The organism is Campylobacter sp. 19-13652, from assembly GCF_019702925.1.
Taxonomy (GTDB): domain Bacteria; phylum Campylobacterota; class Campylobacteria; order Campylobacterales; family Campylobacteraceae; genus Campylobacter_A.
This window is the reverse complement of record NZ_AP024713.1, coordinates 408,246-428,554: the sequence shown is the minus strand read 5'-3', so window position 1 is coordinate 428,554 and position 20,309 is coordinate 408,246. Positions and strand designations below refer to the sequence as shown.

17 protein-coding genes are annotated in these 20,309 nt (G+C 41.3%); 9 read left to right on the top strand and 8 right to left on the bottom strand.

The window, feature by feature from the left end:
• Window positions 1–287 precede the first annotated feature (287 nt).
• Window positions 288–980, top strand: a complete 693-nt coding sequence (locus LBC_RS01975) for a Sir2 family NAD-dependent protein deacetylase (protein ID WP_221254445.1) — start codon at window positions 288–290, stop codon at window positions 978–980.
• 333 nt (window positions 981–1,313) lie between these two features.
• Here the strand turns inward: LBC_RS01975 and LBC_RS01970 are convergent, their stop codons facing one another.
• Window positions 1,314–5,036 (bottom strand): hypothetical protein, encoded by a 3,723-nt coding sequence (locus LBC_RS01970; RefSeq protein ID WP_221254444.1) that lies wholly within the window; start codon window positions 5,034–5,036, stop codon window positions 1,314–1,316.
• A 531-nt stretch (window positions 5,037–5,567) separates the two neighbouring features.
• Here LBC_RS01970 and ggt point away from each other — a divergent pair.
• Complete coding sequence (ggt, locus tag LBC_RS01965; protein ID WP_221254443.1) at window positions 5,568–7,292, top strand: gamma-glutamyltransferase; 1,725 nt, start codon at window positions 5,568–5,570, stop codon at window positions 7,290–7,292.
• A gap of 456 nt (window positions 7,293–7,748) precedes the next feature.
• Here the strand turns inward: ggt and LBC_RS01960 are convergent, their stop codons facing one another.
• From LBC_RS01960 to nadC, 3 genes are read right to left on the bottom strand one after another with little or no spacing between them, the layout of a single operon-like run.
• Window positions 7,749–8,876: a hypothetical protein gene (locus LBC_RS01960; protein WP_221254442.1), complete on the bottom strand. Its 1,128-nt coding sequence runs from the start codon at window positions 8,874–8,876 to the stop codon at window positions 7,749–7,751.
• A 26-nt stretch (window positions 8,877–8,902) separates the two neighbouring features.
• Complete coding sequence (gene flhB, locus LBC_RS01955; RefSeq protein WP_221254441.1) at window positions 8,903–9,976, bottom strand: flagellar biosynthesis protein FlhB; 1,074 nt, start codon at window positions 9,974–9,976, stop codon at window positions 8,903–8,905.
• 9 nt (window positions 9,977–9,985) lie between these two features.
• Window positions 9,986–10,801: a carboxylating nicotinate-nucleotide diphosphorylase gene (gene nadC, locus LBC_RS01950; RefSeq protein WP_221254440.1), complete on the bottom strand. Its 816-nt coding sequence runs from the start codon at window positions 10,799–10,801 to the stop codon at window positions 9,986–9,988.
• Between the two features lie 116 nt (window positions 10,802–10,917).
• Between nadC and LBC_RS01945 the strand changes: the two genes are divergently transcribed.
• From LBC_RS01945 to LBC_RS01925, 5 genes are all read left to right on the top strand, one after another.
• Window positions 10,918–11,571 carry an amino acid ABC transporter permease gene (locus LBC_RS01945; RefSeq protein WP_221254439.1) on the top strand — a complete coding sequence of 218 codons (654 nt, stop codon included), beginning with the start codon at window positions 10,918–10,920 and terminating at the stop codon, window positions 11,569–11,571.
• Window positions 11,558–12,220: an amino acid ABC transporter permease gene (locus LBC_RS01940; RefSeq protein ID WP_221254438.1), complete on the top strand. Its 663-nt coding sequence runs from the start codon at window positions 11,558–11,560 to the stop codon at window positions 12,218–12,220. The genes LBC_RS01945 and LBC_RS01940 overlap by 14 nt, the downstream gene beginning before the upstream one ends.
• The gene (locus tag LBC_RS01935; protein ID WP_260173425.1) at window positions 12,220–12,960 is read left to right on the top strand and encodes an amino acid ABC transporter ATP-binding protein; all 741 of its coding nucleotides are present in this window, start codon (window positions 12,220–12,222) and stop codon (window positions 12,958–12,960) included. Before LBC_RS01940 ends, LBC_RS01935 begins: the two co-directional genes overlap by 1 nt.
• Window positions 12,961–13,056: 96 nt before the next feature.
• Entirely contained in the window at window positions 13,057–13,890 is an 834-nt protein-coding gene (locus LBC_RS01930) for a cysteine ABC transporter substrate-binding protein (protein WP_221254437.1), read from the top strand.
• 375 nt (window positions 13,891–14,265) lie between these two features.
• Entirely contained in the window at window positions 14,266–15,303 is a 1,038-nt protein-coding gene (locus tag LBC_RS01925; protein ID WP_221254436.1) for a cytochrome-c peroxidase, read from the top strand.
• Between the two features lie 775 nt (window positions 15,304–16,078).
• On the opposite strand, the gene LBC_RS01920 is transcribed toward LBC_RS01925, so the two are convergent.
• The 4 genes from LBC_RS01920 to LBC_RS01905 are packed head-to-tail and all read right to left on the bottom strand — an operon-like array spanning window position 16,079 to window position 18,840.
• A complete protein-coding gene (locus LBC_RS01920) occupies window positions 16,079–16,939 on the bottom strand; it encodes an ATP-binding cassette domain-containing protein (protein ID WP_221254435.1) in 861 nt (286 codons plus the stop codon).
• The gene (locus tag LBC_RS01915) at window positions 16,936–17,325 is read right to left on the bottom strand and encodes a molybdopterin-binding protein (RefSeq protein WP_221254434.1); all 390 of its coding nucleotides are present in this window, start codon (window positions 17,323–17,325) and stop codon (window positions 16,936–16,938) included. The genes LBC_RS01920 and LBC_RS01915 overlap by 4 nt, the downstream gene beginning before the upstream one ends.
• The gene (gene modA / locus LBC_RS01910) at window positions 17,325–18,074 is read right to left on the bottom strand and encodes a molybdate ABC transporter substrate-binding protein (protein WP_221254433.1); all 750 of its coding nucleotides are present in this window, start codon (window positions 18,072–18,074) and stop codon (window positions 17,325–17,327) included. The genes LBC_RS01915 and modA overlap by 1 nt, the downstream gene beginning before the upstream one ends.
• Before the next feature lies 1 nt (window position 18,075).
• The gene (locus LBC_RS01905) at window positions 18,076–18,840 is read right to left on the bottom strand and encodes a TOBE domain-containing protein (RefSeq protein WP_221254432.1); all 765 of its coding nucleotides are present in this window, start codon (window positions 18,838–18,840) and stop codon (window positions 18,076–18,078) included.
• A gap of 173 nt (window positions 18,841–19,013) precedes the next feature.
• On the opposite strand from LBC_RS01905, the gene LBC_RS01900 reads away from it, so the two are divergent.
• A complete protein-coding gene (locus LBC_RS01900; RefSeq protein ID WP_221254431.1) occupies window positions 19,014–19,703 on the top strand; it encodes a VacJ family lipoprotein in 690 nt (229 codons plus the stop codon).
• A gap of 1 nt (window position 19,704) precedes the next feature.
• Window positions 19,705–20,271 (top strand): phospholipid-binding protein MlaC, encoded by a 567-nt coding sequence (locus LBC_RS01895; RefSeq protein ID WP_221254430.1) that lies wholly within the window; start codon window positions 19,705–19,707, stop codon window positions 20,269–20,271.
• Window positions 20,272–20,309: the final 38 nt, after the last annotated feature.

The following is a 20,309-nucleotide window of genomic DNA, read 5'->3' as shown; positions in this document are numbered from 1 at the left end:
ATTTTTATGGTAGGTTTTATGGCATAATTTAGTTTGGTTTTGTGGTTTGTAGTTTTTAAATTTAAATATCAAGCACAAACTAAGGCTTAGCATACTGTTTAAAGGATAGAGACACCGCATACGTGCGAGACAAAGCCTAGGACGACGACTGCTCGTTGACCTTGCCGTAAGCGAGTGAGCATATCACTCTGCAATGCAAGCAATGAGTAAATGGAATAGAAGGGGGGGCGACTTCGTAACAAAAGCTCTTTTCCTTGACGTAAAAATAAAATTTCAGAGGAACAAAAGTGAAAAAAGTGCTAATCATAAGCGGTGCTGGACTAAGCGCAGCAAGTGGAATAAAGACATTTAGAGATAGCGACGGACTTTGGGAAAATCACGATGTAATGGAGATTTGTTCAACTGAGGGCTTTATGAGAAATAGACAAAAAGTACTTGATTTTTATGACGCTAGACGCGCAGAGCTTGCCGCTGCCACTCCAAATTACGCACACATAAAAATCGCCGAGCTAAAGGCAAAATACGGTGAGCAAATAGTAGTGATCACGCAAAATATCGATGATTTATTAGAACGAGCTGGGTGCGCTGATGTGGTGCACTTGCACGGATTTTTACCAAATTTACGCTGCGAAAGCTGTGGGGAAATTTGGCGAGTGGGATATGATAGCATAAGGGATAAAATATGCCCAAAATGCGCTAGTAGCAGACTACGCCACGATGTTGTGATGTTTGGCGAGATGGCGCCTGAATATGAGAGAATGTATCGTGAGGCAAGTGAGTGTACGCTATTTATCGCCATAGGCACAAGTGGCGAGGTAATCGACATAGCCAGCTTTGCAAAGCGTGCGCCGTATTCTATACTAAATAATCTTGAGAAAAGCCGTCTAGATCGGCACTTCGACACACTTTACATAGAGTCAGCAGTGAATGCAGTGGATAAAATCGCTCGTGATATAGAGGAGTTTTTAAGAAAGGATTAAGCATAATAAACTATAGCAAAGAATAATAAATTTTATGATAAGTACAATTAATTTTAACCTAGAGCACTGGACATTATTAAAACAATTTAATGCTCAGATAAAAAGAAGCCAAAATATCTAAGCATGCTCTAAAAAATGGTAAAATCCACTTCAAAGGAGCTGTTAAATGCTGCTTTGAAACGACAATAGAGCTTTAATGAGCCATACTGGAGCATAGGCATATCTGCCAAACAAAGCTTATTGGCCGTCATAAATAGCATTTTGTATCATAAAACACAAGCCCATCACAACAGCTAGCCTAGCAAAGTAAATTTGCCAGGCTAGGCTATGCAGCTAGGCTATGTCTGGGCTAAAGGGATTAAAGCCTAAAAGCTCCAAATCAACAGGCGTATCATCGGTGGCGATGCGATACAAGCCGTCGTCTTGATGGACGTAGATGCCATTTTGGCTGACTTGCTCGCTCTGATTTGGCGATAGCATAGCATACACTTGCGTATTTGGGCTAGCGATAGTGTAGCTACCATCGCCAAACTGCATAAATATCATATCATCGCTCGTACGAGACAATAAAAAGCTAGACTTATCATCATTGATTAATATTTTATTATCTCCGTGCGTGTCAAAGATCAAATTTGCCCCACCAGCACCCACGACATAGGTATCATCGCCGTCGCCACCTTCTAAGGTATTAAAGCCGCTGCCGCCGATTAATATGTCATTGCCAGCGCCACCCCTTAAAGTATCATTGCCAGCGCCACCTACTAACACATCATCGCCATCTCTACCCTCAAGCATATCATCGCCCCCAAGCCCGATAAACACATCAGCCCCGCTAGTGCCGCTCATATCGTCATCGCCCTTGCTGCCCACTATGCTCTCGACATTTTTTAGCTCATCAACAGCGGTGTAGGTGCTTGGCTTAATCTTTATATCACGATACTCCACGCTCTCGCTTCGCTTGCCGTACTGCACGTCTTTTACGCCTGTGGTATCAGTGGCGACTGGAGCGTTGTCTAGCTGCTTTATGACGCTGTATTCGCCACTACCGCTATCTTTGCCTATGACGATGACTTTTGAGATTGTCTCGTTGCCATAAATAGCCGCATCCACTCCGTCTCCGCCGTCAAATTTAAAAAAGCCCCCATCTGCGATTAGTTTATCATCGCCGCCCTTTGCGTCTATGCTTAGCTCGATTTTGTGCTCGACCTTATCGCCGCTTATTAGCACGCTGGCGTATTTATCCTCTAGCCTAAATATCTCAGCTCCAGCATCGCCTATTAGCTTATAGCCGTCTTTTGGAGCGTTTAGCACGAGCTTGGTGTAGTAGGAGTTTTTGCCTGTTTGCGTGCGTGCGCTTTGCTCCACTCCAGGGGCAAAAAGTGGCGTGGTAAATGAAACCAAGGCCGTATCGCCATTTTGGCTTTGAATTTGCAAGGTGCCTTTTTCATTATCTAGCAAAACTTTTTGCTCATCTAAAGCAACGCCATCTTTTACCTTAGTAGCCAGATTTGTAGCCGTTTGCATATCGGCTGTGGTTTTGGTTATGGCGGCTAGTTCTATCATGCTTTCGCTCGCCTTTACTCCGCTAGCAGCGACGACATAATCCGCCCCATAAGTCTGCTCTAAGCCCTTAAGCTCGGCTTTCATAGCCTCTATCTCGATTTTAAACTCAGCCTTAAGTCCGCTTTCAAAGAGCTTTTCGGCTCCGCCTAGCTGATCGATTTTGGCTTTATATTTAGCCGCTATGCCTTCTAGTATGGGCTGCTTTGTCGCTTCTAGCATACCCAGTATCACTCCAGTGGTTAGCCCAGCTACCGCAGCCACTGGTGCTCCCACCACGCTAGCTGCAGCCGCAGCTGAAACAGCAGCACCAGCCACTCCAAAGCCCATACCTAGCCCAGCGTAGCTAGCATCTAAGCCCAGCTTATCGCCCAAAAGCTCAGCTAGCACGCTATCGCCTGCGTAGCCAGCCTTTTTCATCACATCCGCTAAATCCCTTATAGCATTAGCTCTATCTTGCTGATTTAGTATCTCCATTATCGTAAGCGGGCTTATAGCTAGGCTTACTGCCGCAGCTGCTGTGGCTAGCCCAGGCAAAGACGAGACTACCTGTTTTGCCGCTAGTACCCCAGCACTCACCCCAGCACTAGCCATACCAAGACTACCAGCCACTTTTAGCCCCAGCTCCACGCCAGCGGCTATTTGCGACTTTTGATCTAGGTCTTTAAACTGAGCCGACATCACCCCTATGGTGATAAAGTTGCTTATCGCATTTAGCACGCCACTTGATGAGCCCAGAGCTATGACGCCCTTGCCATTTACGCCAGCTAAATTTAAAGCTATGCTCGCCACGTCTGTGCCAGAGCTTATGGCTGAAACTGACGAGCTCGCCACGCCTGCCCTGCCCTCGTCGCTTGAAGTATCACCTGTAGCGGCGGCTGCTATGTATCTAGCCACGCCCACTAGCCCAGCACCCAAATCGGCGACTTTATACTTGCCAAGCGCACCAAGCAATTTCACCCCATCATCGTCGCCCTGCAAGCGAAAAATATAGCCATCTTCGCCGTCTAAAAATGCCCCAAGCCCATCTGGCTCATCTAAATTTAGACTGACCCCACTTAGGCTAAAGCTATCATCGCTCACACCAGCCTTGCTTAAGAGAGAATTTATACTCCCATCGTCAGAAAAGGCCGAGCTAAGGCTAGAAGTATCGTCCAAATCTAGCCCCAAGGCCTCATTAACCCCAAAGCTTAAAAGCTTTACCTCGCCCTTGCTTTTTAGCACGTAGATAAAATCATCCACCCCGCTTTCCTTGTGGCTTTGCACAAAGGTGCTAAATTTGGCCAAATCAGAGCCGATCTCACTATCGCTTAAAAGCACATTCACGCCGTTTATTTGGCTTAGCCAGTAGCCGCCATCGCTCTCGTTTGATAGGGCATTTTTGATTACGTCTATCATCTTTACGGCATCCTGACGGCTTGAAATTTTGTTTGACAAAACAGGCACATCATCGTCGCTAAGCAGACTAGCAGGGCTAATGCGAAGCGCTGGTAGCTCATCGACTGCGTTGTTGTTGGTGTTGCTTAGGGCGTGTTCTGGCAAATTTGTAGCTAGCTCATAGCCGTTTTTAGCAGCCGAAGCGACTATGCCATCATCGCTTAGTATATCGTCAAATTTCACACTAGCCCCATTTGGCAAAGTGGCGATCTTCTCGCCGCTATAAGCTGCGGTATCTAGCTTTAGCACGTCGTTAAAGCTCGCATTTTTGACTCCACTAAGACCCAAAATCTCGCCATACTCGCCGCCAAGATACTTGCTTAAAGCTACCTTTAGCTTATCCACGCTTGAAAATTTAGCCGATATTGAATTTGGATCAAAAAAGTAATACTCCCCGCCCTTTTTCGCCACCGCCATAGAGTGGGTAGGTGTGTTTAGCAAATAGCCCGCATCGTCGCCGCTGGCTAAAAGCTGGGCTATCTCCTCAAAGCCATAGCTACCCGAAAGCGTCGTAGCGTGCGGAGTTTTGGCGTGTAGCTCGTGCAGGGTGTGGGCTAGCTCGGCTGGGTGCCTTTGTGATTCAAACTCCAAATTTGAAAAAAGCTGCGGTAGTTTGTCGTTTGCAACGGCGACTAGGTACATCTTTGCTAGTGGCAAACAGCGTCCGCCATGATCTAGCACGCCCATATCATTTAGCATCTTCGTCTGCGAAAAGACCGCCTTTTCATCGGCATTTACGCCGTTATAAAGCTTGCTTGAAAGCTTGGTATAAGCCTTGTCGTAAAAGTCATAAATCTTAGGCTCTAGCACCGCTTTTAGCTCGCCACGCTCGGCTGGGCTTAGCTCGCCCTTGCTCGCCTTTTGGGTGTAGCTTTTTAGCAAAGACTCAAGGCTCTGCTTATACTTTGACACGCCCACTAAAGAAAATTTAGTCGCGTCATAAGCTGCGTCAAAAGCCTGCTTAGCTCGTTGCACGCTGGCTGAGCTAGCTGCACTTAGGCTGTCTTCAAACTGCTTTTGAGCGTTTTCATATTTTCTTATCAGCTCTATCGTTTTCATCTTTGCCTCCTTGGATTGGCTTTTTGAATTTTTTGTTATAGTAATAAAAGTTTATTAATAAAAGGTAATTTTATTATAAATTGGATAAATATTAATTTTTGCTGTATTTTTTATACTAGTTTTTGATTAAAAATAGCCAACCCAAAATCAAAAATAAAATTTGGAGTAGCACACATGTATATATCAGTTAACATCAAAAATTAGCTAAAAAGGATAATAATCGATAGATGGTTATTAAAATAACAAAACATATCTATATGTATAAAATGTTCATTAATAACCCATTTAAATCCAAATTTAAAAATACTAAACAAATTTTATAATATTGGTAATCTTATGCAAAAATGGCGAATCACCCTTGCGGTGCTTATAATCTTAGTTAAATTCTGCCATTTTTAATCATCATTTCTAGCAACTATTTACCATCAACAAATACAGATAAAAATTTAAACCACAAAATTACTATTTTTTTAAAATTTTATTTTCATTAATAAATGATAATATTACTAAACAAATATTAAAGGATAAAGTATGAAAAAGCTAATCTACCTAGCACTAGCAGCAAGTCTAGCCATAGCCCAAAGCCAGCCAACTGGCGCAGACGCCACAGCCCCAGAAAGGGCGAGCGGACTAAGCAAGCAAAGCCTAGTAAAGGCAAATAAATTTATGATAGCCACGGCAAATCCTCACGCAAGCCAGGCAGGCTATGAGGTGCTAAAAGCCGGCGGAAACGCCATAGATGCGATGATAGCAGCGCAAGCCACACTTGGGCTTACCGAACCGCAGTCATCTGGGCTTGGAGGCGGGGCTTTTGTGCTTTATTATGACTCAAAAAGCAAAAAGCTAACAAGCTTTGACGCTAGAGAGATAGCCCCGGCCAGCACCACGCCTGAGCGATTTTTGGACGCTAGAGGCAAGGAGCTTGAGTTTATGGACGCAGTCGTTGGCGGCATATCGGTAGGAGTGCCGGGCGTGCCTAGAATGATTGAATACCTTCATAAAAGATATGGCAGCTTAAAGCTAGAAAAGATCTTAAAATATCCAATAAATTTAGCCCAAAACGGCTTTAAAGTATCAAACCGCCTAGCAAAAAGCATAGAGCAAAACGCAGAAAATCTAGCCAAAAACAAAACAGCGGCCGAATATTTTATGCCAAATGGCAAGGGGCTGCGTGAAGGACAAATTCTAAAAAACAAAGCATACGCAAACGCCCTAAAAACCCTAGCCAAAGAGGGCGCAGAGCCATTTTATAGCGGCAAGCTAGCCCAAAATATCAGCACATCCGTAGCCCAAGCAAGCAATCACAAGGCCAAAATAAGCCAAAATGACTTTGCAAGCTACAAAGTGATCGAGCGTGAGCCGGTTTGTGCGCAGTATAGGGAATTTGAAGTCTGCGGTATGGGCGGAGCAAGTAGCGGCGGTGTGGCTGTGGGGCAGATTTTAGGCATTATGGGGCGATTTGAGCCAAGCCAAGCAGGAGAACTAAGGGGGCTAAAGCTCCTAGGAGATGCCTCAAGGCTGGCATTTGCCGATAGGAATAAATTTATGGGCGATCCGGACTTTATCAATGTGCCATACCAAGCCCTACTATCAAGCAGCTACCTAGACGAGCGTGCAAAGCTAGCAGGTAGCAAGCAGGCCCTAGCAGACGCTCCAGCTGGCGAGATAGCGGGGCTTGCCTATGCGCCCAGCACCGCACTTGAGCTGCCATCAACCAGCCATATTAGCATAGTAGATAGCTATGGCAACGTCCTATCTATGACAACATCGATTGAAAACGCATTTGGCTCAACCCTAATGGCAAACGGCTACTTGCTAAATAATGAGCTGACCGATTTTTCATTTGTGCCTAGAAATGAGGCTGGCATAGTGGCAAACAGCCCAGCCCCACACAAACGCCCCCGCTCGTCTATGGCACCAACTATAGTGCTGCTTAATGGCAAGCCATATATGAGCGTAGGCTCTCCGGGCGGAAGTCGCATAATAGGCTACGTAGCCAAAACCATAATCGCCCACGTAGACTGGGGGCTAGACGTGCAAGCGGCAATTAGCTACCCAAATGTGCTAAACCGCTTTGGCACTTACGAGCTAGAAGTCGGCACAGCAGCTAGCAAGCACGAGAGTGAACTGGCTGGGCTTGGCTTTAAAACCCAAATCAGGGAGCTAAACTCAGGCGTGCAGGCTATTTTAATAAAAGACGGCGTGCTTGAGGGCGGAGCCGATCCACGCAGAGAGGGCGTGGTGCTTGGAGATTGATTGTAAACTGAATAAAAAGGGTTTGTAGCTAGTATTGGTGGAGTTTTGTTTTAGAATAACGCAAAACCTAAACGTTAACTCCTTTTGCAAAACCCTTTTTGTCTAAGCAAAAATTGCATATCGTAAATTTAACAGACAAAAAACAAATGCACATATTAAGCTTAAATTTAAATCAAAAAATTTTTGAATTTAAAAAGCATGCAAAAAATGGCAACGTAGAATTTTGACTAATATCTGTAAAGTTTTTAACTTTGGCAAAATATAAAGCTTAAAACCCTTTATATTTCTAAATAAAATTTACAAGACGTTTTCTAGGCAACAAAGGTACTTAGTGCATATTTTCTCTGTATATGACTTGCTTAATTTTTGAAGCTTGAAGCAAAGCTAAAAAATATCCAAATTTAAACATAAAAAAATACCACACAGTTTAGCGATTACCGTACCATAAAAGTAAAATCAGACCATTATATTTAGCTCAGCAAGCTTTAATTTAGCCGCAGAAATCCGCGCTTTAATCTCCTGCTTTTGCACACCATCTGTGGTTTGAGCCAGCTTTTGATTGTGCTTTGCTATCTCACGAAGCAGCTTATTACGCGCATCATCCTTACCAAAGACATTAAGAGCAAACTCCTCAAACGACGTACGTTTTATTTTTAAATTTTTAATGCCACCCGATAGGCGCTCATTAAGCTTTTTGGCGACAAATTCTATACTCGTAGAAGGCGGAAATTTAGCCAAATCAACCTGCGCCACATGCATAGTCTCGCCACGCTCGCTAATGGCAAAGCCGCTTGATCTAACCGCCCCTAAAAGCTCGTTATTAAAGCTATTTCTAAACTCATAATCACTCTTTATGCTACCTAGATAAATGGCTCCCACGCCCACCTCGCCAAGAGCTAAAAGCCGAGAACGCTCGCCGTCGTTTTCCCATACCCTAAGCTTAGAAAAAATGCTGTCATTTTTATCGATAAAGCCATTTTTATCATCGTCAAATTTAGCCAAATCAGAAAAGCCGTCCCCACTAAAAGCGCCAAAAAGCTCGCTCGCGTCGTCTATCTTGCCGTTTTCGTTTTTATCAAGTGCTAAATAGCCCTGCCCTCGCTTTAACGCACTTATCTCATCGACTCTGCCGTCTGCGTCTATATCAAAGCTTATCTTTTTACCGCTTAAACCAACTGCTGAGCCATTAAATGATATGGCAAGAGGGTCTGTAAATCTAGAGCTTAATAAGCGACGTCTTGTAAAGCTTGATTTTAAATTTATCTCAAGGCTTAGCTCAATCATACCCTCATCAGTCTGCACTTTTGCTTGCATTTGATAGCTTAGCTCGCTTGCGCTATAAAACTCCTCAAAGCCGTTAAGCACTGGGTCGGTTTTTCTAGCTATATGCACTATAACCTCCTTTGTAAGGCTCTTTTTTAGCGCCTCCCAGTTGCCTTTAGCCTCTCTTAGCTCAGTACTTCTTACTGCACTTAGGCTTGCTTGTTCTTTTGTGCTACTTTGCTCTTCTTGCTGAGTCGATTTTAAAGATAGCGTCTTTATAGAAGTAGCACCCATATTTATAGTATAGTTTGAGATTACCATACTTACAATATCGGTTAGAATTTATTTTACTTTAGTTTATTTTTGAATTTTTCTTTGTTATTTGTATAAACAAAGCGAAGCACGTCTGCGACTGCTTTAAACATATTTGAAGGTATCGTGTCTCCAGCCTCGCACATACGATAAAGCTGCCTTGCAAGGGGCGGATTTTCCACTATTTCTATCTCATGGGCGGTGGCTATTTTTCTAATTTGCATGGCTAGATTATCCACACCCTTTGCTAGTACTACTGGTACGCCCTCAGCCTCCTTATCATAGCGCAGGGCTACTGCGTAGTGGGTTGGGTTAGTGATTACCACATCAGCTTGTGGAACTGCGGACATCATACGCTTTTTGGCTGCTTGCATTTGTAGCTGGCGTATGCGCCCTTTTACCTGAGGATCGCCCTCCATTTGCTTGTATTCGTCTTTTAGCTCTTGTTTGCTCATTCTAAGCCCCTTAAAATACTGAAATCGCACTAAAAGCAGATCAATTATGGCTATGACAAATAAAATAGCAAGCATGACAGCAACAAGGATTAGCATTTTTCGCTCGAGCCACTCAAGCTGGTCAAACATACTAAAAAGCAGCACGTGTGGAAGCTCAGTAATAAATTTAAGAAAAAAGATAAACGCCACGCCAAAAACAATGGCAACTTTTGCCACTATTTTTACGCTATCAATTAGCTTTTTCATTGAGAATAAATTTTTAAGCCCTTTTAGGGGGTTTATTTTATTTAAATCTGGTGTAATAGGCTTAGTCGTAAAAATAAAACCAAACTGCATAACATTTGCAATCACCCCAGCAATAGCCACACAAATGCAAATAGGAAGTATCATTAATAGCCCACGAAAAAGGGTATTTATAACTATTTGATGAGCCACACTTACGGTTAGCTCTACGCCTATAAAGCTCTGATAAAAATGGTAAAGTCTAATAACCTCCTCTTTCATAAAGCCAAGCATAGCAAGAAGCAATGCAATCCCCACACTAAGCGTGAAAAAGCCGCTAATATCCTGGCTTTTAGGGACGTTTCCATCCTTTTTGGCGTCGTCTATTTTCTTAGACGAGGGCTCTTCGGTCTTTTCCTGATCGTCAGCCACGCTTTATCCTTACGCAAGCCTCATGGAAAAATCAAGCCAAACCGCCTGATGGATGGTGCTTCCTGTGCTAATAGCATCCACTCCGCTAAAGGCATAATCTCTTGCGGTAGCTAGTGAGATATTTCCACTAGCTTCAAGCAGTACCGCAGGATAGCTCTCATCACGCAGCTTTTTAATCCTAGCTATCTCATCAAAGCCCATATTATCGCACATTATTATATCAGCTCCCGCTGCCATAGCCTTGCTTGCTTGCTCGAAATTATCACACTCGACTTCGATTTTTGTGGTAAATGGCATCTTTTTCCTAGCCTCGCTAAAAAATAAAGCCCAGTCAGCCACGCCATCTAAATGGCTATCCTTTAGCATTAAAGCATCATCAAGCCCTAGTCTGTGATTACTCCCACCACCACAGCGTACGGCGTATTTTTCATACACTCTAAGCCCTGGACGCGTCTTTCTAGTATCAAGCAGTCCAGCGCCACTGCCACTAATTTGCTTTACAAACTTAGCCGTCATCGTGGCTATTCCGCTTGCGTGCTGGATAAAATTTAAAATAGTCCTCTCCCAGCGTAAAAGCACACGCTCATCAGCCCTTAGTCTAGCTATCTCGTCGCCACTTTTTATCCCATCGCCATCAAATTTAAACACACTAAGCTCAATTTGCGCCATCTCGCAGGCTTCTCTTAGCGCCACTTCTCCAGCAAAAACGCCATCTTGCTTTGCCTTTATACTTGCCTCTTTTACGCTGCCAGACGAGACTAATGAAAAAAGATCCCCCCGCCCTATATCCTCATCATACGCTTTTTTAATCAAACTCTCAAACAAATTTAAATCCTTTTATTCATATTATTTTGTAAATTTTATTCATAGATTATATCTAAGTATTGTTTAAAATTTGCAAAGTATAATTAGAACTTTTAAAGAAAATTTTTAGGTATTTTATGGATTTTGATTTTATTTTGAGATTTGTGCCTATGTATGCGCAGGCGGGCTGGCTTACCATAAAGCTAGCAACACTTGGTATCATAGCCTCGCTAGCTTTAGGGCTAGCTTGTGCGATAAGCTACTATTTTAACCGCCCAATACTAAGTAAGATAGTAAGCTGCTATATAGAGCTTTCTCGCAACACGCCGCTTTTAATACAGCTTTTCTTTTTATATTATGGTCTACCAAAGATAGGCATACACATAAGTTCATTTACATGCGCCTTAATCGCGCTTATATTTTTAGGCGGAGGCTACATGGCTGAGAGCTTTAGGCTAGGACTTGAAGCCATTAGGTGCGCACAGTATGAGTCAGCGCTCTCGCTAGGGCTTAGCAAAGCAAGTGCTCTACGATACGTCATACTCCCACAAGCCCTACGTATAAGCCTGCCATCAATATCGGCAAATGTGATATTTTTAATAAAAGAAACCTCAGTCGTAAGCGTCATCGCACTGGCTGATTTAGTCTACGCAACAAAGGACATAATAGGGCTTTATTACCGCACAAACGAGGCTCTATTTTTGCTAGTGGCGTCGTATCTTATTATCATTTTGCCTGTATCACTTGGGCTTTCATATTTAGAAAAAAGGCTAAATTATGCAAGGGCTTGAAATTTTATCCCAGTCTCTACCTAGACTAGCGCAGGGGCTTTTAGTAACGCTTGAAATTTCATTTTTATCTATGATTATCTCGCTTTTTGGCGGGCTAATGCTGGGGGTAGCTATGAATGCGGGGAATAAATTTATAAAGCTAACTTTAAAACTAGGACTTGAAATCGTGCGCGTCATGCCTCAGCTTGTCTGGCTTTTTATCGTCTATTTTGGACTTTCAAAAGCCCTAAATATCCACATCTCAGCCTTTAGTGCCAGTGTGATAGTCTTTAGTATTTGGGGTGTGTTTGAGATGATGGATTTAGTGCGCGGAGCCATCGAGAGCATTCCAAAATCACAATTTGAATCAGCTGCCGCACTTGGCTTTAGCAAATTTCAAATTTATATTTATATCATTTTGCCACTTGCTACTAGAAGGCTAGTACCAGGAGCTATAAATTTATTCAGCCGTATCGTAAAAACCACGCCTATTGTCGTACTAATCGGTGTTGTGGAGCTTTTAAAAGTAGGACAGATGGTAATTGAGAGCAATCTTTTTGAATATAACTATACTCCATTTTTTGTATATGGTAGTATATTTTTAATCTATTTTGCGATATGCTACCCTGTATCGCTATACTCAAAAACACTCGAAAGGAAGTGGGGATAATGGCTATTTTAGAGCTTAAAAATATAAATAAATTCTACTCTAACATGCACGCGCTAAAAGATATAAATTTAAGTGTGCAAAAAGGCGAAGTCGTCGTTCTTTTAGGACCATCTGGATGCGGTAAAAGCACGACTTTGCGCTGTATAAATGGGCTTGAGAAAATAGCAAGCGGAGAGATTATAATAGATAGCCTTAAAATCGATAAAGACTTTAAAGACTGGCAACAAGTAAGGGGTGCTAAGGTAGGTATGGTCTTTCAGCACTATGAACTTTTCGACCACTTAAGTGTAATGCAAAATATCCTTCTAGCCCCCATAAAAGTGCAGCACCAAGATAGAACAAAAGCCGAAGCAGAGGCGCTTTTATGGCTTGAGAGAGTTGGGCTAGCTGACAAAAAAGACGCCTACCCAAAAGAGCTAAGCGGAGGGCAAAAACAGCGCATAGCCATAGTAAGAGCGCTTTGCATAAATCCTGAAATTATGCTATTTGATGAGGTTACGGCTGCACTTGACCCTGAGATTGTAAGAGAGGTTCTTGATGTCATGCTCGAGCTTGCCAAAGAGGGCAGAACCATGCTAATCGTTACACACGAAATGGCATTTGCTAGGGCGGTGGCTGATAGGATAGTTTTCATGGATAAGGGTGAGATAGTCGAAATTTCTGAGCCTGAGGAGTTTTTTACCTCGCCAAAGAGCGAAAGGGCTAAGAAGTTTTTAAATATGTTTGAATTTAAAGCTTAAATTTTAACTTAAATTATAAGATTAATAAAAGTATAATATTAAATTTTTATGATAAATTTAATATTATACTAATAATATTTTATTAAAAGGATAAAAATGAGAAGAGGCTTTCTTAAATTTATAGGTGCTTTTGCGCTTGCGGCATTTGTCGCTGGTTGCGGTGAAGCGGAAAACCCTAAAAGCACAAACTCACTTGATGAGATAAAAGCGCGAGGCGTCGTTAGAATAGGCGTATTTGGAGATAAGCCTCCATTTGGATATGTCGATAAAAATGGCGTAAATCAAGGCTATGACATCTACCTAGCAAAGCGTCTTGCAAAAGACCTACTAGGCGATGAAAATAAAGTAGAGTACGTAATTGTCGAGGCGGCAAGCCGTGTTGAGTTTTTGCTAGCCGATAAGGTAGATATAATACTAGCAAATTTCACAAAAACTCCTGAAAGAGCCGAAGTTGTGGACTTTGCGCTGCCTTATATGAAAGTAGCCCTTGGTATAGTAAGCCCTAAAAATGCGCTAATTACAAATATCGATGAGCTAAAAGACAAGCTTTTAATCGTAAATAAAGGCACAACAGCTGATGCGTTTTTTACCAAAAACTATCCAAATATCAGCCTTTTAAAATACGACCAAAATACAGAGACTTTTAACGCCTTATTGGACGGTCGCGGAGCTGCGCTAAGCCATGATAACGCCCTACTTTTTGCTTGGGTTAGAGAAAATCCTGGCTTTGAGGTTGGCATGGCAGAACTAGGCAACATAGACGTTATCGCACCAGCCGTAAAAAAGGGTAAGCCTGAACTTTTATCATGGCTAAATGACGAGATGAAAAAGCTTTATAGCGAGAAGTTTTTCTATGATGATTATGAGGCTACGCTTAAGCCATTTTACGGCGATAGCGTAAAGCCTGAGACCGTGGTTTATAGCGAGTAAATTTAGCCCCAATTTTTGTGGTATATCCCCTGCTTTTAGCCTTTAAGCTATAAAAAAGCAGGGGGAACTTTAATTTAACCACAAAAGCCTTATAAATTTACCAAAACAACTAATAAATATAAACAGCACAGCACAAGCTAACTATACTTTTATCGCAAACATTCCTCCGTAAAAAAGGCATTTTATAAAGCTAGAACTATTTTATAATATAGCCAAATTTAACACTTAGACTAATAAATTTAATCCATAAAGGTATAGCATTTCTTAACTAATATATCTTAAAATTATATAAAAATAATAATTTAATAAATTTTATCTCTTTTTAATTAAAAAAAGCATATCATTCAATTTGTATTTACAAAAAAAGGAGATAAAATGAAACTTCGCAGTATAGCACTCTCGGCTGTACTTATTAGCTCTTTATCAGCCAGCAAGCTAATAGATGAGGCAAAAGAGGCTGGACTAACACCCATACCAACGGATAAAAAAGAGCTTGCAAAGCTAATAAACGAAGCAGCACCAGACTCGCTAAAGTACCCCACAACCACCGAACGAGTAGAGCTTGGCAAGGCGCTTTATTTTGATCCTAGAATATCAAGAAGCGGAATAATAAGCTGCAACACCTGTCATAACCTGGGTCTTGGCGGCAGCGACGGTGTACCAGCTAGCACAGGGCATAAATGGACACCAAATCCACACCATCTAAACGCCCCAACCGTGCTAAACTCAGTCTTTAACTCTGCGCAGTTTTGGGACGGCAGAGCAGCCCACCTAGCAGATCAAGCTCAAGGCCCAATTCAAGCAAGCCCAGAAATGGCGGCAACCCCTGATTTGGTCGAAGCTAGGGTAAAAAGCATGCCAGAATACGCCAAACTCTTTAAAAAAGCTTACGGCGAAAATGTAAAGATCGATTTTGCGCTTGTAGCTACGACGATAGGAATATTTGAGCGAACACTTGTAACTCCTAGTAGGTTTGATGAGTTTTTAGAAGGCAAAGAAAGCGCCCTAAATACGCAAGAAAAAGCTGGGCTTAAGCTATTTTTAGACAAAGGCTGTGTAACCTGCCACGGCGGAATAAATCTAGGCGGCACTCTAGCTCCGTTTGAGGTGGCAAATAAGTATAAATTTGCCAGTGTCGGTGACTTTAAGGGCGACGCAAATGGCATGGTAAAAGCCCCTACTTTGCGCAACGTAGAGCTTACTGCGCCGTATTTTCACAATGGCGTGATTTGGTCATTAGCAGAGGCTGTAAAAACCATGGGAAGCGTGCAGCTTGGCGTAGACATAAACGACAAAGAAGCAGCTGATATAGTGGCATTTTTAAAATCTCTAACAGGCAAACTTGAAAATATAAGCTACCCTATGCTGCCAGTTAGCACAGATGCCACTCCAAAGCCAGAGCTTGACTACTGAGTGTTTTACAGACATTTTGGCTTCTTGATTTAAGAAGCCAAATGGCGCAAATTTAACACTATAAAATAGCGCACAATTACCTAGCGTAATAAGATGGACTTGGATTTAAATTTGACTTTTTTTAAAAGTATTATCAAAAATGCTATTACGACTTAGACTTTTAAATTTAATGCAAGGCATAAAATAATTTACCAGTGTGATTTATTGGCACACGGCAAGTAGTTGCCGCAAAGATACCGTAGTCCACATACACTCCTTTGATATAGCTTTGTTGTGTCAAAGTAGGTTTTAAACTAAAGTGTCGACATTGATAAAGCTAAGGGGATGGCTTCGTAATAAAGCCTTTTTACCAGCGGATTTTAGCACTTTATAACAAACTCCTCGTAGTGCAAGTCTTACCATGCACGAGCGATTAATAAGTCGCTCATACGTGGCTAGAGCTTGCCTTAAGATTGTTATTGTTTAAAAGGGATGATAAATTTAAAACACCGATAAAATAAAATCAAAGTTTTTAGGATTTAAATTTATTTCAACAACTTCAAAATGAAAGTACTAGCCTATAAAAACCGCAAAAAGCCACTTATGCGAGTAATATTACGTTATGGCATTTCATAGCTAACGCAAATTCTTTACATGACTTAGCAAAGCGATAAACAAAAACTTTACAAAATATATTTGAGATTTATTTATAGCACTTTTGCAAAACAATCAAAGCCCAAAAACTTTTGTTTAAGTTTTTATAATTTCTATCCAAACAAGGCTTAAAAAGCGAATTTCAAGCCTTGTTTACCCTTAGGCTAAATGCCTCTGTGCTTAGTCTAATCCTATCGCCCACTTTCAATCCAAAGACTTCACTTTTGCTTAAAAGCACCCTAGAAAGCTGTTGTCCTAAACTAAAAACCACCACAAAAGCCCCATCAATCTCGCTAATATCGACAATCTTTGCGTGAAGGTTTAAATTTAACCCTTCATTAAAACCTAAAAATTTCTGCTGCACACTCGCTTGGCTAATCTTGCCACAATCCACGCTAAAAACTCGACCACAAAGCCTATAAATCTCGCCTATATCATGGCTTATCAGTATGCAGGTAAATTTAAACTCCTCATAAAGAGTGAGCAAGAAATCCTGCAATTTCTCCCTCATGGCGTTATCAAGCGCAGAAAGCGGCTCATCAAGTAGCAAAATCCTAGGGTGGCGCATCAAAGCCCTAGCTATTGCTACGCGCTGCTTTTGTCCACCGCTTAGGCTCTCTATACTAGCACGTGCTAGATCTTTAAGCTCTAAAATTTCAAGCAAATAGGAGCAGAGCTTTTTATCATTTTGTGCGTAAAGAAGGTTTTGCTCGACATTCATATTATCAAAAAGGGCATAATTTTGAAACAAAAAGCCTATATTTCTCCTTTGCGGAGGGATATTAATACCAGCCTTGCTATCATAAAACACCTCCCCACCCACACTAATACGCCCACTATCAGGGGTTTCAAAGCCTGCTAAAAGGCGCAAAATAGTGGTCTTTCCACTTCCAGAACGCCCATAAAGCGCGACTATCTCGCCCTCATTGACGCTCATATTTGCTTCAAGCAAAAAGCTACCATCACCGCCATTTAGCCGTTTTTCGCACTCTAAATTTATCAAATTCTCTCTTTCACAAAAAGACTTGTGGCCTTTATAAGCGCATATACCCTAAGCCCTATGCTCAAATTTAAACCCCTCGCAGAACTAGCCGTAATAATGCTCTCAATCAAGCTTTCATCATCTAATCTAAGCGTAACTGTAGCCAAAATCTCACCCACATTTAAACCTACAACCTCGCATTTTAGGCAATTTGAAATGGATATATCACAAATAGGCGATAAGGCTACGGCTACGTCGCTACTTTTTACGCTAATCCTTATGCGCTCATTTGGGATTAAGGCGCCATTATCGCCTATGATTAGCATTTTTAGCTTTGCATTAGCACCAATAAGCTCGTAAAAGCTCGCCCCTTTGGTGCTTTTTACGCTTTTTACAGTGGCTAGCATTATGGCAAATCGTAGCCAAACTTAGCAAATATAGCCCTAGCCTCATCGCCTAGCAAAAACTCATAAAACTCGCGCGCTTCTTTGCTATCTTTGGCGTGGTTTAAAAGCACAATGCCTTGGTCTATAGGCGAGTAAAGTTCTGAGTTTATAAAGATATAATTTACCCCCTCTTTATACTGTGTCATTTTTGGGCTATATAGTGCGCTAGCCGCGATAAATCCGACATCAGCAGCGCTTAGAGCCTGCGATAAAGTCTCAGAAATTTTTTGCGCATAGATTATTTTAGGCTCTACTTTTGTTAAAATTTTAGCATTTTTAAGCGCCTCTATGCTGGCTGTTCCGTATGGGGCTGTTTTTGGGTTTGCTATGCTTATGCTTTTTGCGTTTAACACGGATTTTATGCCATCATTAAGTGCAATCCGCTCAAGACTAAAAAGCGCAAGCTTACCCCTAGCATACACCACAGGCTTAGTTTCACTAAAGCCATCATCTGCTAGTTTATTTACAAAATCCATATTAGCCGCTAGGAATATATCGGCATTTGCACCGTTTCTTATCTGCGTACTAAGCGCACCGCTTGAACCTAGAGTGAGCTTTATTTGTGTATCTTTGTGATGAGTATTAAATTTCTTTATAAGCTCAGGAAAAGCATACGTCGTATTTGCCGCTGCGTAAACCACCACCTCTTTAGCCTGCAAGCTAAGCGCCATTAAAGCCGCAAAAGCCGCCTTAAAAATAAATTTATTCATTTTATACCCCTATTATAATGTCATTTTCATCTATTTTAGCATACACCGTATCGCCCACTTTTAGCGCACTAGCCTCGTCCGCGCTTACTGTAGCTGTTAAATTTAAACCATCTGACACATGCAAAAGCACCTCAGCTTGAGTTTTATTTATCATTAGCTGTGATAGTGTGCCGCCTATGATATTTTCACCCTCATTCGCCTTCTTGCTTAGACTTACGACTGGAGATTTAAATATCATTACGACGTTTGAACCGATTTGTAAATTTAGCGCCTTTTGGCTGCTTGCTGTGATTTTAGCCCTTAGCATATCGCCACTACTTAGCCTTACACTAATTAAGCTTAAAAGCTCAAGCTCTGCTATTTGTTCGATTACGCCACTTAGCTGATTTCTAGCGCTTAGGGCGATATTTAGCCCACTTAGTGCTGCTAGCTTTTTTGCATCTATGCCGCTTTCAAGCACTCTTTCAAGGAAGCTTTGTTGCACAATTAGGAGCTTTTCAAAGGTATCTATAAGCTCAAGCGCATACTCACTAAGCCTCGTGCCACTATTTTTCTTACTCCCCTCCGCCCGTTCTAACAGCGGAAGCGGGCTTTTATTATTTAACATGTCTAAAGTATCCCACGCCGTTTTATACGATACGCCTATTTTTTCTGCCGCTTTTGTAATAGATCTAGTCTCATCTACGGCTTTTAACAGCTTTACATGCTTTGAAAACAGCTTTGCTTTATCCTTTAAAAATATACCCAAACTCACATCAGCTTTCACGAAATTTCACCTTAAATATAATAAATTTAATTTATGAAGTATATTGTGTTATATATATAAGTTTGCTTAAAATTAGGCTATTCCGTCATAATAATTAATATATATTTTTAATAAATTTTAAAGCTTTAAAACATATAATATAACCTTTGCATTTTCATTAAAAAGGCTATATGTTGAGAATTTTTTTAGCTCTATTTTTTGCTATTAGTATAGGATTTGCAAGCACAAATGATTTTGAGAGCGAATTTAAGCAGCCTCAAAGCGTATTTGACCCTCTTAGTGGTTATAATAAAATGATGACAAGCTTTAATGATTTTATGTATACAAACATATTTATTCCCACTGCAAAGGGCTATGCAGCAGTCGTGCCAGAGACTGGACGAAATGTAATAAGTAATTTTTTTGACAATTTAAAATTCCCTATAAGACTAATAAATAACCTACTTCAGTTTAAATTTCAAGGCGCTTGGGATGAGACTAGGCGCTTTATAGCAAATACCATAATAGGCTTTGCTGGCTTTACAGACGTGGCAACCTCGTACTATCACATACCACGCCACGATGAGGATTTTGGACAGACACTGGGGGCTTGGGGCATAGGCAGTGGATTTCACGTAGTCTTGCCTATTTTAGGGCCTTCAAATTTAAGAGATATGGTGGGCTTTGTGGGAGATATGTTTACCTCTCCGCTATATTATGTAGACCCTAGCGAAGCTGGCTTAGGAGCGGCTGTTTATAGAGATTTTAACAACCTAAGCCTAAATCCAAACGAGTATGATAAATTTAAAAAAGATAGCGTATCTTTATACCCTATGATAAGGGATGCTTACGAGCAAAACAGAGCCCATAAAATAAAGGAATAAAATGAAAATTATACTATCTATCCTACTGGCTTTTTCGCTAGCTTTTGGAGTAGAAATAAACGAGATAAAAGACGATGTAGCAAAAAGAGTAGAAAATAGCATAAAAATTTTAAATGATAAAAGCCTAGATGAAAACGCAAAGCAAAATGCGGTGGTAGCGCAGTTTGACCCTATATTTGACTATGAATTAATGGCCAAAATTAGCCTTGGGTTTAAAAATTACGATGCACTAAATAAAGAGGAGCAAAGTGCATACGTAAAAAATTTCAGCCAAATGCTAAAGCGCATATATGCCTCAAGGCTAAAAGATTACACAGATGAGGAGTTTATCATAGACTCACTCGAACAGCCAAAGCCTCAAAGAGCAGTGCTAAATGCGCACCTACAAAGCAAGGGCAAGCGCTATGACGTCACGTATAAATATTACAACGCAAACGAGCGAGGTTGGCTGGTGTATGATGTTGAGATTGTTGGTGTCTCTATTGTGCAAACCTATAAAGGACAGTTTGCAGATGTGCTAAAAAACGGCGGCATAAACGCAGTAATTGAAGCCCTAAAAGCTCAGTGATTAAAAATATCTTTAAATTTATTGTCTCAAAAGCTGCG